The following is a 13932-nucleotide window of genomic DNA, read 5'->3' on the forward strand; positions in this document are numbered from 1 at the left end:
ATAGCAGACTAACTTACAACCTCCGCTACGAAGCAACGGCTTGAGCCAGGTGCACCTTGTGGCGCTCCACTGTTTGAGCGTTCATCGAGTTTGGAGCGTCTTGATTCTTTTGCTTTACTTTTCTCATCAAGGAGAAAAGTAAGGCCCCGCCGGCCAGGCGAAGCTATACAACAAGATAAGTAGCCAGTCTGATGAAGCCCCTGCTACACAGCAGAACCAAAGCCCAGAGAAAAGTAATCATCCGCTATACCTTCCGGTATACCTTCGCCTGAACCATACCTCCATAAAACGAGGCAGCACGTTCCTCCTGGAGTTGCAGGCGTGCAAAATGCTGTTCAAAATCAGGTAAGGCCCTGGCTTCCACACCACTGAGCAGACCGAAGAAAGTATACATGCTTTGGAGCAACAGACGTTGCCAGAGGGGAGGAGGAAGTTGAACAGGGCAGAAGTCGGAGAAAAGCCAGCTGCCACCGGAAGTCAGTGTCTGGTACAAACGATCCAGGAGGGGACGGAGCCGCTGATCCGGGAACAGGTCCAGCAGAAAAGGGGTCAGGATAACATCAAAGGTCTCACCGGGCTGCAACGCATCCTCAGTCCCCAGTCGGAACGTGACGGGCGCAGTTGCCAATGCCTGATTTTTGGCCAGTCGCGCCTGCGCCATCTGTAGCATTTTCGGGGAAGCTTCCAGGTAGGTTACGGTAAGGGATGGCTGCAGCTGCAACAGCTTTTCCAGCAGCCAGCCGGAGCCGCCGCCAATCAGCAGGATGCGCGCCCGGGCAGGTATAGCCCGGAGGTGGGCAAGCTGGGCCTGCCGCAACGAGTTGCCAAACACCAGCCGGGAAAGGCTGTCATAGAACGGCGCTACTGTATCAAATCCACTATTCTTAGGTTGGCGCAAGGGCTTTAGGGGTTGTATGGATCCGGGAGATAATTTCATCACAGAGGGTTGATCATCCCCCTGCCCCTTCAAAGGTCACTTTTCTACGAATGTTAAATTACTGAATTTAAGGTATAGTCAATACGCCCTCCTTCAGAAGAGGATAAGGTATGCTGCTCTTTTCGGAGGATTTCAGGTTGAATCAGAAAAGACCAGGCAGGGCGATTGATTCGCCAGGTTACCGGTCACCGCTCATAATGCTCCTCCACGACTCCTTTCAGCTTCTCAAAAATATAGTCCGTGAGTTGTTTGCGGATGCTCAGGCTGTTGCCTTGAAAGACCTCCCGGAACTCCTCCGCTTTGCCGTCATAAAGAATGGAGACGAACATGGTGCCGACCGGTTTCTCCGAATTTTCAGAAGCTCCTTCCCCGGCCAGTCCGGTTGTGGCGATGCTGATATCGGCATTGAGCGCCTTCTTCAGGCCCATGACCATTTCGTTGGTTACCTGCTGCGACTCGGCCGTGTACAGGTCGAGGGTATCCTGCTTCACACCCAGCAGCTTTTTCTTGGCTTCCGGCTGATAAACCACGAGACTTCCTTTCAGCACATCGCTGCTGCCTTTGGCTTTGACCATCTCCGAGGCCAGCATGCCGGCGGTACAACTCTCCGCAAAGGCCACCGTCAGGCCCTTGTCCTTCAACATCATCGTCAGCTCAGTCAGCTCGTTCTGTGTCATAAATTTTATAGGGTGATGAGAATTAAACAGTGTTTATCATACTACTTTCCGTTACGGCAGGTTGTGCGCAAGCGGGTAACTTTCGAGGATCGTATACCTGGGATGGGGCGAGGCCAGCTCCGAATGCCAGACGGCGATCTCCTTTACCTGCAGTACCACGGGCTGCTCGGGCAGAAGCATTTCCAGGTGCTTTGGAGCAGGTCGGTCTTTCCGGAAGCGGGCCAGCGTGATATGCGGAATGGATTTCCGGTTGTTGGGTGGAACAGGGGATAGGGCTTGCGTCAGGCTCTGGCTCAGCTGCTCAAAGGGCTCGCTGCTTTCGAACCGGGCCCAGATCAGGCGGGGGGACCTGGGTTTGGGCCCGGGCTCTATACCTTCCAGGTGCAGATCAAAGGGCGGAAACTGCCGGGCAATGTGCTGCGTCACCTGTTTGATGGAGGGCAGCTGCGTTGCCGCTACATTGCCGATAAAGTAGAGTGTGAGGTGCAGGTTCTCGGCCGGTACGGGCCTGATCGCCTCCTGCTGGTAGTGGCTTGCCTGCTCGCCCAGGTATTGCTTCAATTCATTGGGCAAAGCTGCCGCTACAAATAATCTGGTGGTGTTGCTCATAGGCTGTTTGTGAGTGAGCTATACTTGTACGTCCTGAAATACGTATTCGGTAGGCAGGTGCCTAATTCGCCTGCGGTATACTAAGCCCCGAACGATACATGATACGACATTTCTATAGAAAATTTGCGGCCGGTTTTGCCCTTTTTACGGTGGAACTGTTCTTTGTGCTGGCCATTTTCATGGTCTGCATGGTTGTCTTCCTCTACATCGGATCAGAAGTGGTCGCAGCACCCGGTCCTCTGAAATTCGATGAGTCCGCTTTTGCGCTGGCGGCAGAAGTGCAGAGTACTGGCTTTACCCGGTTTATCGAATTCATCACTTTTTTTGCCTCCCGGCATTTTATGACAGCGGCCGGGCTGATGCTGATCGCCTACTTCGTTTTTGTGCGCAAGCATAAGTGGTACTCGCTCAAAGTACCGGTGGTGGCATTGGGCAGTATCTCGCTCAACCTGGTGCTCAAGTATTTTTTTGATCGGGACCGCCCGGACATGCCTTTGGTGGAAGCCTCCGGCCTGAGTTTCCCGAGCGGACATTCCATGATCGCTGCATCTTTTTACAGCCTGATCATCTACCTGACCTGGAAACACGTGGAGTCGAAGCCGCTGCGCAACTTATTAGTGGTACTGTTGATAATTTTTATTTTGCTTATCGGCTTTAGCAGAATTTACCTGCGCGTGCACTTTGCCACCGATGTCGTGGCAGGCATTGCCGCTGGTATTCTGTGGGTTATCTTCGGCATATGGGCGCTGCGCAAGATCGAAAAGTTCACCCGAAAAGAGGTCGCCCCGGTGGTAGAGGAAGATTAATATTAACTTGAATGAATTTTTTTTGGGGCAACTCTTGCAAGAAATAATTTCTGTTGTACCTTTGCAATCCCAATCTATAAGGGTTAAAGGGTTTTGGGGCAATACATTTTGAATTAGTACCAGCTGCGCACGTGGCGAAACTGGTAGACGTGCAGGTCTCAGAAGCCTGTGCCTTCGGGTGTGGGAGTTCGAATCTCCCCGTGCGCACTCTTTCAAATGTTCAAAAGGCCGGCTTTACAGCCGGCCTTTTTGTTTTCAGGCCTTTCCGCAAAACCTTTCTGAAAATGAAGTGAAGTCTGCCCTCGCTCGCCTCTGGCGAGTGTAAGCTATTTGGGAACAGGTCATCAACTCTTCAGGCTAACCCAAAGGCTATCTGCTGACCAACCGCCACAACCGCCTGCCCGTAAAGCTATTGCGGATGAAACGCCTCACAAAAAGATTTCTGGAATTGCTGGCGCTGCTTTCTGCAGAAGCTGTCCTCATAGGTATGACCTTCCTGCTTTGCCTCTTGGTGTTCGGCTATATGGTGCAGGAGGTGTTCGTCTACAAGGACACGGGCCTTGACAACGCGCTCTTCAGCTATGCCGCTTCCCACAGGTCGGAAGGAATGACACACTTTATGCGCGTTATCTCGTTCTTTGCCTCAGCAGATTACCTGCTCGTAGCGCCGCCCCTGCTGGTGATGGTATTTGCCTGGTTTCATTCTTTGCGCTGGTATGCGCTCAAAATACTCATGATCGCCTTTACCAGCACCATGCTCAACCAGCTGCTGAAAAGTTTGTTTGAGCGTCCGCGTCCTATCACCGCCATGCTGAAGGAGTCGAGTCTTAGTTTCCCCAGCGGCCACGCCATGATCGGAGTCTCCTTCTATGGCTTATTGATCTACATCGTGTGGCGGGAAGTACACAACCCATTCTGGAAGTGGCTATGGATAAGTTTGCTGGCGCTGTTGCTGCTCCTCATCGGGTATAGCAGGGTTTACCTGAATGTGCATTATGCCACTGATGTGCTGGCCGGTTACGCGATGGGCATACTCTGGCTGCTGCTGGCAATCTACCTGATGAAAAAGCTGGAGAAGTTCTACAGGCAGAAGTATATGGCGGAGAAGTTGGAAGAGTTGGAAAGTTAAAAAGTCAGAAAGTGAAAAGGTGGTCCGTCAGATTAGTGCTATACCTGCAGGAATAAAGCATGTGCTTGTGGTTTTTTACGGCCAATGGAGGAACTCCTCTGGCTCAAAGGGACGGTTGTGCCGGCTGATGTATCTGGCTGAGGTATAGGAATTTTGATTTAACAGAATAGCAGGCTATTTTCGGGATATCAACTGTCATCTCCAAACCAGCACCATGCAACGACTTTTCCAAGTATTCGTCAGCTTTACCTTCCTTTTGATGACGCTTCCTGCCTTCGGGCAGCATCCGGACCAGGTAGCCCAAGTGAGGGCGAAGCTGCAGCAGGAGCGGAAGCAGGTGAGCGAAGCAACTGACCTGGCTATACCTGAAAAGGCCAATCGTATGCTGGAACTGGGGATGTGGCAGGAAGCCGGTCAGCTTTTGGCCGGATCACAACAGACTCCCCAGGCAAAACTGGCAAAAGCCCGCCTGGCTATACTTCAGAACGATTACCACGCAGCCGGAGAGCTGGTGCAGAAGGTGCTGAAGCAGGCACCCGGCGATCATGAGGCGATGCTGCTGAAAAGCCGCCTGCAGGTACAGGCCTGGGAGCTGCCCCAGGCGCTGGCGACTGTACAGAAGCTGCTGGCAGTTAATCCGAAAGACGAAGCCGCTACCCTGGCGGCAGGCCGTATCCTGATGCTGCAGAAAAAGTACAACGAGGCGCTGGCACAGGCGGTTAAAGTACAGCGTTGGAATCCTAAAAATGCCGACGCCTATTTACTGGAATCGGATGTGCTCTTCTGGGACCAGAAGCCGGAAGAGGCAGAAAAACCGCTCGTAACCAGCCTTACCCTGAATCCTTTCAATGCCGATGCCCGCTTTAATTACGGCTACGCCATTTGGCGCCGCGTAGATGCCACGCAGCTCAACGACATGGCGGCCCAATGGGAGCTGGCCCTGGAACTGAACCCCTTGCACTACGTCACGCACTGGCACTGGGGCAACGGCCATACCAACCTCACGTATGCCGACTATGCCCAGCCGGACGATGAGCAGGTACGCGCCGCGCTTCAGCCTGCCGATCAGCTGATCTCCGGAAACAAATTGCCGCAGGCTTTGGCAGAGATCAAAAAAGTGCAGCAGCAGTATCCGCAGTCGGTGCTGCCCGACATGCTGCGCGGTTCGGCCTACTACATGGCCTTCGACCTGCCACGGCAGCCCCGCCTGGACTCGGCTCAGGTGATTTTCCAGCGCATTCTGCAAAAGAAAAAACACTACGGTCCGGCGCACAATGCCCTGGCCGCTGTTATCAAACAAAAGCAACTGACCTACCTGGCCGCCTACGACTCGCTCACGCAGGTGATTCAGAACACAACGATCAAAGACCCGGTGAATTTTGCGCGGGTATTCCCCGACGTGACCTACTACCCGGGTGAGACGGTGCAGAAGATGGTATGGCAGCAGCTCTATGCCAGCACGGCATACTTTCCGTTCCTGTCGCGGCAGGGGGAAGATTTCGTGATCCCGCCGCTGCACATTGACCTGGCCATCGCCATGAAATCGCCCTTCTTCCGGCAGGCCACCACCTTCGATAACCGGCAGTGGATGGACATACGGGGTGTAGGAAGCGGAGCTGCTGCCATTGAGTATGTGATTCGGGGAGCCTACCTGGAGCGCAATGTGGTGCTGCATGAGTACGTACACCTGTTTCATGGCAGGGTGTTTACCGATGCCGAAAACAGGCAGGTACGCCACCTCTACCATACGGCCATGAAAGAAGGCCGCACCCTCGACTATTATTCCGCCAACAACGAGCACGAATACCTGGCACAAACCTACCCGGCTTATTTTGAGCCAGTCAAAGTACATCCGCTCAACCACAAGTCCATCAACACTACCAGCGACCTGAAGGCCAAAGATCCGGAACTCTATACCTTCCTGGATAATCTGGTGCAGCGCCAGCAGGCGTACCTGGCTGGCGATAAAAAAGCGATGGCCAGTAACTGGGCACAGGTATACGTCAACCTGGCGGAGCGCGAAAACCGGGGACAGGTCTATGAGAAAGCCCTGGCCTACCTGGACACAGCCCTCACGTGGGATGCCGGTTATCAACCTGCCATGCTGGCCTATGCGGGTGTCCGGCAGCGACAGCTCGATTTTGCAGGCGCACAAGCCTGGTTGAATTCAGCCAAAAAAATTAACCCCAACTATGCGCCCATCTATGGGGCGGAGGCAGAGCTGCTGGAAGCCCAGCGGCGTGCCGGGAAACTGGCGCAGCGCCGGGCAGTACAGCAGCAGACGCTCCTGTATGACAAGGCACTGGAGCTGGAAGACGACCTGCTGACACGTGCCCGCATCAACCAGTCCTTCCGGGAGTTTTACGCCGGCTATGGCATGATTCCGGAGGCAGTAGAAGTGGCTGAGCAATATGTAAAGGACGCACCCACCATCTCCACCTACCTGCGCGACAGGCGGGATGAGGCACAGGCCTATGCCAGCTGGCTGCGGGGGGCTGCCGGTAGCGCCCCTGAAGCGGCCCAGGTTCTGGCCGGGTTGGTTGCCCGCAAGCCGCAGAACTATGAGCTGCGGCAGCAATATTCCGAAGTGCTGGCAACCCAGCGAAGGTATCCGGAGGCCATTGCCACCCTGGAAGAAGCACAGCGTATTCTGTCGGCGGCCGGAACGCCCCGCCCCAGCTACATGGTGCGGCTGGCCGCGTATCACCTGAAACAAAACAATGCGGATGCTGCCAGGGAGGCGCTGGAGCCCATCACAGCGGGTAAGGCCAGGCTAAGAGGGGAAGCCTACCTGCTAGCACGCGTGTACGCTGAGCTCGGGGAGGTGAACCGGGCCATCGAAGAGCTCAAAAAGCAGCCGGTGCAGGAGTCCCCGGCTCAAAGCTGTGAGTACTTCCTGGCCGCAGGCAAGATATGGGAAGCGAAGGATGATCTGAAGCGGGCTAGAAAATCGTATGAGGAGGCCCTAAAGCAAAACCCCTACCTGCTGGAGGCGCGAGAGAGCCTGGCCCGCCTGCTATTTAAAACAGGGAAAAATGGGCAGGCAGAAAGACTGGTTACCGAAGGCATTGATCTGGCCTATCGTATCTGATAAGAATTTTCATTCCAACAACTCCATACACCTAACTAAACAACAACTAACGCATGAAACATTTTCTACGCATTCCTTTGCTGCTGCTGCTTTTCCTGGCAGTTGCTTTTACCTCGTGCCGGTCCAGCTCGGGCGATAGTGACCTGGCGGTAGAGACCGAACAGCAGGTAAGTGAACCAACCACGGTATACTTGGTGCGCCATGCAGAGAAGGACATCTCCGATCCATCGAATGAGGACCCGGATCTGACGGCCGATGGCAAAGCACGGGCTGAAGCGCTGCGCGCCCTACTCAACGGCCAGGAGGTACATGCCCTGTATGCGACCAAGTATATGCGGACAGTGAACACGCTCAAGCCACTGGCGGATGAGCGGCAACTGGAGATCCGGCAGTACGAGGGCCACGATTTCAACGGCATCAGGCAACGCCTCCTGCAGGAGCACCGCGGACAGACGGTTGTTGTGGCAGGGCATTCCAACACGCTTCTTCCGATGATCGAGGCTTTCGGAGCCAGGCGGCCGGTAAGCGATATCTCCGACAACACCTATGATTTTGTGTTTAAACTGACCGTCGACCCGGAAGACAAAACAGTCGTGGAAGTAAGCCAGTACTGGGTACAGGCAAAGTAAGCTATAGCCCCAAACTTCCTTTCTGACAAGGCCCACCTGCTCCGGAGCAGGTGGGCTTTTGTTTGGGTGCCCTGATCTTGGAATAGCCGGATACTCTGCTTGTATAAAAGCAGGTATAGCGCATCTGTTTATTCTGAATTTAATCCAGAGTTGTAGCTGGTTAAGGGAAGAAGTTTTAGGAAAGCAAAAGAATCGGGTGGGGAAAACGTAAAACTGTACCTGCTTGATCAGGAGGAATGGTCTCCGTATACCCAGGCAATGAATGAGGGTGTCAGTTCGATGTATAGAGGAAGGGAAGCATTGGGCTGATTCTTTGTTCAGCAGCATGATTCTGAAAGAATACTTATGCTTGCCGGTCGCTGATGACAACTTTTGTTCTGGCTACCCTGTCGTGGAGCAGTTGCAGGCTGGTGAGAGGAGAACTGGCCAGGGCGCGCATGATAAAAACAAAAATACTGATGGGTCTGGCAAAGTAACGGATGGTAGCGCGCTTAAAGGAAATGCGTTCGCCCCGGGTGCTGGCAACCCGAAGTCCGAGCAGATGTTTCCCTAACGTAGCCTGCCAGGCTGAACTCTCCGAACCGGCAAAATATAACCAACCCATCAGGAAGTGTAGCAGGCGCTCACTCTTTAACAGAAAGGCTTCTTCGTTGCTGCTGATGGTATAATATTCGATCACTCCTATGAGGGTGAGTATCAGCAGAAAATCCAGGCAAAAGGCGATCATGCGCGTACCCAGATCGGCTACATGTTCACTCGGTTTTGTCTTTTGATACGATAACTGCATAGGAGATCCTCCCTGTAGGGCAAGGGTGTTACTCTCCTATACTGCAATAAATAAAAGAGGTTGCAGTTTTTTAGTTATTATTAGTACTTTTAAAAGAGAGAGTATTGAGAAGACGGTTGTAAGATGCCCTCATGCTGCAGCAGCCACTCTTTTCGCCACAGGCCACCGGCATACCCGGTCAGGCTGCCATCGCTCCCGATCACCCGGTGGCAGGGTACGATGATGCCCAGCGGATTGCGGCCATTGGCTCCTCCAACGGCACGTATGGCTTTTTCGCCGGATACGGCACGGGCTACAGTCAGGTAAGTACTGGTCTTGCCAAAGGGGATCGTGGCCAGCTGCTGCCATACATGTTTCTGAAAAGCAGTTCCCTGCGGATTAAGCAGCAAGTCGAATTGCTGGCGCTTACCCTGAAAGTATTCCTCCAGTTGCTGCACGCAGTCTGCCAGGCAATCCGGAACCGGTGCTGCCACCAGGTCTACTTCCTGTTCACAAAACCGGACAGCTGCTATACCTTGTGCAGATCCTGTTATGCAAAGTATGCCAAGGGGCGTGGTGAGGTAGGCTGTATGAGTCGTTGCATCCATCTGATAAAGATACAGTTTGCGGTAAAGAAATGCCAGTGATGCGACTCCTTATCTCACTTTTTTGCAGTGGCACTTGCGGCCGTATAGTGTTCTACCTGATTGTTTTTTGGCTCGATGGTTTTCAGGTATTTGTAAATGGCGCGCAGGTCTTCTTCTGTCATACCTGCATACATGGTCCAGGGCATGATGGTGTTGAAGTCGTTTGGCTGTACTTTGTTGGTTGTTGCCTTCAGTGACTCGTAGTTTTTGAAACGCTGCACAAACGCATCTTCCGACCAGTTACCGATGCCCGTTTCCTTATCGGGAGTGATGTTAGCTGACCGCAGCATACCGCCATTGGGGAGCTGGAATTCAAAACCACCCGCTAAGAACTTACCCTCGATGGGAGTCCCTTTGTCCTGAGGTGTATGGCACTCGGCGCAGCCGGCAACCGTCAGCAGGTATTTTCCTTTCACCACCTCGTCATCCAATGTTCGCTCGTCGGTTGGAGTAGCTTTGCCGGAAGGTATGGTGCGCAGGATAAGGTTCATCGGGAAGTCCGCTTCGGACTCGGGAACCGTATGCCGGATAGGGGCCAGGGTGCGGATATAGGCGATGATGGCATACGCATCATTCGTTGTCATATGCGCGTAGCTTTTGTAAGGCATCACCGGAAACAGCGGCTCCCCGTTCCGGCTCACCCCGGTCGTAATGGTCCGGTAAATCTCCCCATCGGTCCAGTTACCAATCCCTGTTTCTTTATCTGAAGTGATGTTTCGGGCATAGAAGGTGCCCGGAAACCCCATGGTTTGATCAAAAATATCGCCCCCTTTGCCCAGCGTACCTGCTATGACCGGGCCGGAAAACTGCGACCAGTCCCGCGTGGAGTGGCAATCGATGCAGACGGCTACGTGATGCGCCAGGTATTCACCCCGCTCTACGAGGGCAGGCGTTTTGTCAATGGTTATTGCAGGAGCCGCATCTACTTTCGGGAAGGTATAGCGGAAGTATACAATACCTGCTGCTACTGCAACTACCAGGCCCACCACCACATAGCTGAGAATTTTGAATGCTTTTTTCATACGTTCCTGTTGTATTGCGTGATCGGTCAGGTATAGTGATACAATGATAAATTAATTGTCAAATATTTATAAAAAATTGACCTTTTCAAACTGTGGCTTTTACATGCATCAGTTTTTTTAGTGGAGATCCTGGTAGAGCGAGTAGAACTCATAAAAAAGCTGCCTACAGGAGATGCGGCTTATCAGCAGGTATAGGGTTTGAGCTGTTGCGAAGGCTCAGGACATTTTGAGGGCACTCCTTTTTTTCTTTCCAGAAGTTTCTAAAATCATATAAATAGCAAAAGGGCCAGAATGCCTATCCTGACCCTTTTGCTTGACAAGTATGAGCTATACCTTTCTACACCAGTTCGGCTTTTTCACTTTCCTTTTTCGGCAGCAGGCTCTCTAATTCGGGGTTTGTCGTTTCGACCAGCCCCACTTCCTTTTCAGGATGAAACTCGCCTTCCCAGCGGGCTACCACGGCCGTGGCCAGGCAGTTGCCCGTCACGTTGATGGAAGTACGGGCCATGTCCATGAGTTCATCAATCCCCAGGATAGCAAACAGTGGCCACACCGGCAGGTTGAAGGAAGCAACGGTACCCAGCAGGATCACCAGCGAGGCACGCGGCACACCGGCTACGCCTTTGCTGGTAAGCATAAGCGTAAATACCATTAACAACTGCTGCTCCCAGCTCAGGTCTATACCTGCAGCCTGCGCCACAAACACAGCGGCCAGCGCCAGGTATAGCGTCGTTCCATCGAGGTTGAAGCTGTAGCCTGTCGGCATTACGAAGGCCACGATGCGACGCGGTACGCCTAATTTCTCCATCTCTTCCATAGCGCGTGGCAAGGCTGCCTCCGAGCTGGTAGTGGCAAAGGCAATGGACACCGGACCTGAAATGGCCTTTAAGAAACGCACGATCGGAACGCGGGCGATGAGCGCAATCGGCAATAGCACCAGCAGCACGAAGGCCAGCAGCGCCACATAAAGCGTGGCCAGCAACTGGAAGAGGTTCACCAGAATGCCAAAGCCCATGTGGCCTACTGTGTAGGCAATAGCGGCACCCACACCCACCGGGGCGAAGTACATGATGATATTGGTGAACTTAAACATCGTCTCCGAGAGGCTCTCGCAGAAGTCGATCATCGGCTTGCGCTTCTTCTCTGTTACCATGGCCAGTCCAATGGCAAAGATCACACTGAACACCACAATCTGCAGCACCTGCCCTTCGGCTACGGACTTGGCGATGTTTTCAGGGAAGATGTGCAGGATGATATCTGCCCAGGTCTGTTTAGCCGGGGCTTGAATTTCTTCGGTCTCGGCTATACCTGTCATGTCGATGCCTTCGCCGGCTTTGCTGATGTTAATAGCAGCCAGGCCGATGAAGAGAGCGATCGTGGTTACCACTTCGAAGTATAAGAGTGCTTTCCAGCCCATGCTGCCGATCTGCTTCAGGTTGGCATGGCCGGCTATACCTACCACCAGTGTGGCAAAAATAAGCGGCGCAATGATCGTCTTGATGAGTTTCAAAAAGACCTTGCTGAGCACGTTGAGATTGGTAGCAAAGGAAGGGAAGTCGTAGCCGATCTGGGCACCTACTACCATGCTGATCAGGATCCAGGTGGTGAGGGAGCGTTTCTGAAGGCCATAGACCAGCAGCACAGCAGTGCCGGACCAGCGCACCGCAGCCAGTGCTTGTGTTGAAAGGGAGATAACTTCATACTGCTGCAGCAAGGTAACGATCGCTGCCAGGGTGATAGCAATAAGGGTGACCAGCGGAATAAAGGATTTCTTCATAAACTAAGATAAGTTGAACGGCTGCCAATGCTGCTGTAAAGTCGGCATACAGAGTGCTTCCATAGCGTTTGAAAAGGAAGCAAAAGCACGCATTTAGGGCTAGTTGGCAGATAAAGAGATTCAGCAAATATACTATATTGGCGTACATGTGCAATAAGCAGCAGAAGGATAGCAAAACTTATATTTTCATTTCCTGTGTTATTTTGCTACCATTATAGGAGCAAAAGATACTGTCCCGACTGTTTTGAACTCAATGCACAACACCCCGCTGCTCCCTTCAAAAGACGATATCTCACCAGCTGCCTATACTTGATTAATTAAGCATCGGGAGGCTCACATTGATGAAACAGGAGAAGGGAAGGTACCTATTGGTTTAAAGAAATAGTAAAGGAAAAATAAATTTATACATATTGCAGCTACATTAAATGTATGTACATATATTTGTAGAGTTGATAGTTTGAGATATTGGCATGAGAATAGAAGAGGAAATACAACAGCATACATTTAAGAACCTATACCAGAAGGCCTATATCAATCTGATTTATACCTCAGGCTGGGTGCAGCAGGAGCAAAATGCCCATTTTAAACCATTTGGAGTGACATTGCCTCAATATAATATATTGAGAATCCTACGCGGGCAATATCCTAAGCCGGCTACGGTTAGTCTGTTGATCGAGCGTATGCTGGATAAGACATCCAATGCATCCCGCATTGTGGATAAGCTGGTGGCCAAGGAGCTGGTTACCCGCAAACAATGCCCGAATGACCGACGGACCGTGGATGTGCTGATCACAGAGAAAGGGCTGCACCTGCTGGAAGAAATGGACGAACTGGAAGGAGGGAAGGGCACCGGTATCCGGAACCTGACAGAGAAAGAGGCGCAGGAGCTGAGCCTGCTGCTGGACAAGGTCAGGGGGTAATCCTACGGGCAGGAAATTTTTAAATCAAAAAATATAACCCAAAAACAATAGACTCTAAATTAATCAATCATGAAGAAGACAGCTATTTTAGCTACATGCGCCGCAGCGTTGATGTTCTCAGCATTTACCGGCCCCAAAAACACAGCAACGGCTACTACAGCCACTACGGAAGCGGTAGCACCTGCCAAGGGCCGTACCTACAACGTGGAGACTTCTAAAAGCGAAGTGAAGTGGCATGCCAAGAAAGTAACCGGTGAGCACATGGGTGGTCTCTCTTTGAAAAGCGGCCAGCTGAACGTTGAGAAGAATAAGGTGACCGGCGGTACTTTCGTGATTGATATGGCTTCTATTACCTGCACCGACATTAAGGACGCAGGTATGAACGGTAAGCTGGTAGGTCATCTGAAGTCAGATGACTTTTTCGGCGTAGAGAAGCACCCGACTGCTACTTTCAACATCACCGATCTGAAGCCGATTGCCAAGGCAGCTGCCGGTCAGCCAAACTACAACGTGAAAGGTAACCTGACCATCAAAGGAATTACCAACCCGGTTGCTTTCCCGGCTACCGTTACAGTAAAAGACGGTGTAGCCACCGCAAAAGCCGATGTGACCGTAGACCGTACCAAGTATGACATTCGTTATCGCTCTTCTAACTTCTTCGAAGACCTGGGTGATAAGGCAATTTATGATGAGTTCACTGTTAGCCTGAAAGTATCCGCGAAGCAGTAATTTTCTCCCCTCACCTTTAAAGTGAGCCCCTTCCTCCAAAACAGGAAGGGGCTTTTTATTTGTCTCTTTTCTAGGATTACAGCATAAAAGAAGAGCCTCTCTTTAGGAAAGCCAGCGGTTCAAGCTGTAGGGACAGGTCGCGACTTGTCCGAATCGTGCACCGGGTATAGGTATAGGTATAGGTATAGGTATA

General features: G+C 52.2%; 13 protein-coding genes and 1 tRNA gene. 7 read left to right on the plus strand and 7 right to left on the minus strand.

Going from position 1 to position 13932, the window contains the following annotated elements:
• Positions 1–244: 244 nt before the first annotated feature.
• From OB13_RS20390 to thpR, 3 genes are all read right to left on the minus strand, one after another.
• Positions 245–937, minus strand: coding sequence for a class I SAM-dependent methyltransferase (locus OB13_RS20390; protein ID WP_461492027.1), 693 nt, complete (start codon positions 935–937; stop codon positions 245–247).
• A 185-nt stretch (positions 938–1122) separates the two neighbouring features.
• Positions 1123–1614, minus strand: a complete 492-nt coding sequence (locus OB13_RS20395; RefSeq protein WP_461492028.1) for a CinA family protein — start codon at positions 1612–1614, stop codon at positions 1123–1125.
• A gap of 51 nt (positions 1615–1665) precedes the next feature.
• Positions 1666–2223, minus strand: coding sequence for an RNA 2',3'-cyclic phosphodiesterase (gene thpR / locus OB13_RS20400; RefSeq protein WP_461492029.1), 558 nt, complete (start codon positions 2221–2223; stop codon positions 1666–1668).
• Positions 2224–2321: 98 nt separating this feature from the next.
• Here thpR and OB13_RS20405 point away from each other — a divergent pair, with 98 nt between their 5' ends.
• The 5 genes from OB13_RS20405 (at position 2322) to OB13_RS20425 (ending at position 7878) form a co-directional block, all read left to right on the plus strand.
• A complete protein-coding gene (locus tag OB13_RS20405; RefSeq protein WP_461492030.1) occupies positions 2322–3029 on the plus strand; it encodes a phosphatase PAP2 family protein in 708 nt (235 codons plus the stop codon).
• Positions 3030–3154: 125 nt separating this feature from the next.
• Positions 3155–3236: transfer RNA gene (locus tag OB13_RS20410), tRNA-Leu, on the plus strand.
• A 211-nt stretch (positions 3237–3447) separates the two neighbouring features.
• Entirely contained in the window at positions 3448–4158 is a 711-nt protein-coding gene (locus OB13_RS20415; protein ID WP_461492031.1) for a phosphatase PAP2 family protein, read from the plus strand.
• Positions 4159–4372: 214 nt separating this feature from the next.
• The gene (locus tag OB13_RS20420) at positions 4373–7249 is read left to right on the plus strand and encodes a tetratricopeptide repeat protein (protein WP_461492032.1); all 2877 of its coding nucleotides are present in this window, start codon (positions 4373–4375) and stop codon (positions 7247–7249) included.
• A 53-nt stretch (positions 7250–7302) separates the two neighbouring features.
• Positions 7303–7878 (plus strand): SixA phosphatase family protein, encoded by a 576-nt coding sequence (locus OB13_RS20425; RefSeq protein WP_461492033.1) that lies wholly within the window; start codon positions 7303–7305, stop codon positions 7876–7878.
• 343 nt (positions 7879–8221) lie between these two features.
• Here the strand turns inward: OB13_RS20425 and OB13_RS20430 are convergent, their stop codons facing one another.
• The 4 genes from OB13_RS20430 to OB13_RS20445 form a co-directional block, all read right to left on the minus strand.
• Positions 8222–8665 carry an RDD family protein gene (locus OB13_RS20430; protein WP_461492034.1) on the minus strand — a complete coding sequence of 148 codons (444 nt, stop codon included), beginning with the start codon at positions 8663–8665 and terminating at the stop codon, positions 8222–8224.
• Between the two features lie 89 nt (positions 8666–8754).
• On the minus strand, positions 8755–9252 hold the full coding sequence (locus tag OB13_RS20435) for a methylated-DNA--[protein]-cysteine S-methyltransferase (RefSeq protein WP_461492035.1): 498 nt from the start codon (positions 9250–9252) through the stop codon (positions 8755–8757).
• A 53-nt stretch (positions 9253–9305) separates the two neighbouring features.
• Positions 9306–10313 (minus strand): c-type cytochrome, encoded by a 1008-nt coding sequence (locus OB13_RS20440; protein ID WP_461492036.1) that lies wholly within the window; start codon positions 10311–10313, stop codon positions 9306–9308.
• 337 nt (positions 10314–10650) lie between these two features.
• The gene (locus tag OB13_RS20445; RefSeq protein WP_461492037.1) at positions 10651–12090 is read right to left on the minus strand and encodes a dicarboxylate/amino acid:cation symporter; all 1440 of its coding nucleotides are present in this window, start codon (positions 12088–12090) and stop codon (positions 10651–10653) included.
• 470 nt (positions 12091–12560) lie between these two features.
• Here OB13_RS20445 and OB13_RS20450 point away from each other — a divergent pair, with 470 nt between their 5' ends.
• Both OB13_RS20450 and OB13_RS20455 read left to right on the plus strand, forming a co-directional pair.
• Positions 12561–13010, plus strand: coding sequence for a MarR family winged helix-turn-helix transcriptional regulator (locus tag OB13_RS20450; RefSeq protein WP_461492038.1), 450 nt, complete (start codon positions 12561–12563; stop codon positions 13008–13010).
• A 69-nt stretch (positions 13011–13079) separates the two neighbouring features.
• On the plus strand, positions 13080–13739 hold the full coding sequence (locus OB13_RS20455) for a YceI family protein (RefSeq protein ID WP_461492039.1): 660 nt from the start codon (positions 13080–13082) through the stop codon (positions 13737–13739).
• The last annotated feature ends 193 nt before the right edge of the window (positions 13740–13932 follow it).

It is taken from the genome of Pontibacter sp. HJ8 (assembly GCF_054824225.1).

Excerpts from the sequence above, each read along its gene's own strand:
- OB13_RS20390 (WP_461492027.1), bottom strand. The coding sequence starts at position 937 with ATGAAATTATCTCCCGGATCCATACAACCCCTAAAGCCCTTGCGCCAA.
- OB13_RS20395 (WP_461492028.1), bottom strand. The coding sequence starts at position 1,614 with ATGACACAGAACGAGCTGACTGAGCTGACGATGATGTTGAAGGACAAG.
- thpR (WP_461492029.1), bottom strand. The coding sequence starts at position 2,223 with ATGAGCAACACCACCAGATTATTTGTAGCGGCAGCTTTGCCCAATGAA.
- OB13_RS20405 (WP_461492030.1), top strand. The coding sequence starts at position 2,322 with ATGATACGACATTTCTATAGAAAATTTGCGGCCGGTTTTGCCCTTTTT.
- OB13_RS20415 (WP_461492031.1), top strand. The coding sequence starts at position 3,448 with ATGAAACGCCTCACAAAAAGATTTCTGGAATTGCTGGCGCTGCTTTCT.
- OB13_RS20420 (WP_461492032.1), top strand. The coding sequence starts at position 4,373 with ATGCAACGACTTTTCCAAGTATTCGTCAGCTTTACCTTCCTTTTGATG.
- OB13_RS20425 (WP_461492033.1), top strand. The coding sequence starts at position 7,303 with ATGAAACATTTTCTACGCATTCCTTTGCTGCTGCTGCTTTTCCTGGCA.
- OB13_RS20430 (WP_461492034.1), bottom strand. The coding sequence starts at position 8,665 with ATGCAGTTATCGTATCAAAAGACAAAACCGAGTGAACATGTAGCCGAT.
- OB13_RS20435 (WP_461492035.1), bottom strand. The coding sequence starts at position 9,252 with ATGGATGCAACGACTCATACAGCCTACCTCACCACGCCCCTTGGCATA.
- OB13_RS20440 (WP_461492036.1), bottom strand. The coding sequence starts at position 10,313 with ATGAAAAAAGCATTCAAAATTCTCAGCTATGTGGTGGTGGGCCTGGTA.
- OB13_RS20445 (WP_461492037.1), bottom strand. The coding sequence starts at position 12,090 with ATGAAGAAATCCTTTATTCCGCTGGTCACCCTTATTGCTATCACCCTG.
- OB13_RS20450 (WP_461492038.1), top strand. The coding sequence starts at position 12,561 with ATGAGAATAGAAGAGGAAATACAACAGCATACATTTAAGAACCTATAC.
- OB13_RS20455 (WP_461492039.1), top strand. The coding sequence starts at position 13,080 with ATGAAGAAGACAGCTATTTTAGCTACATGCGCCGCAGCGTTGATGTTC.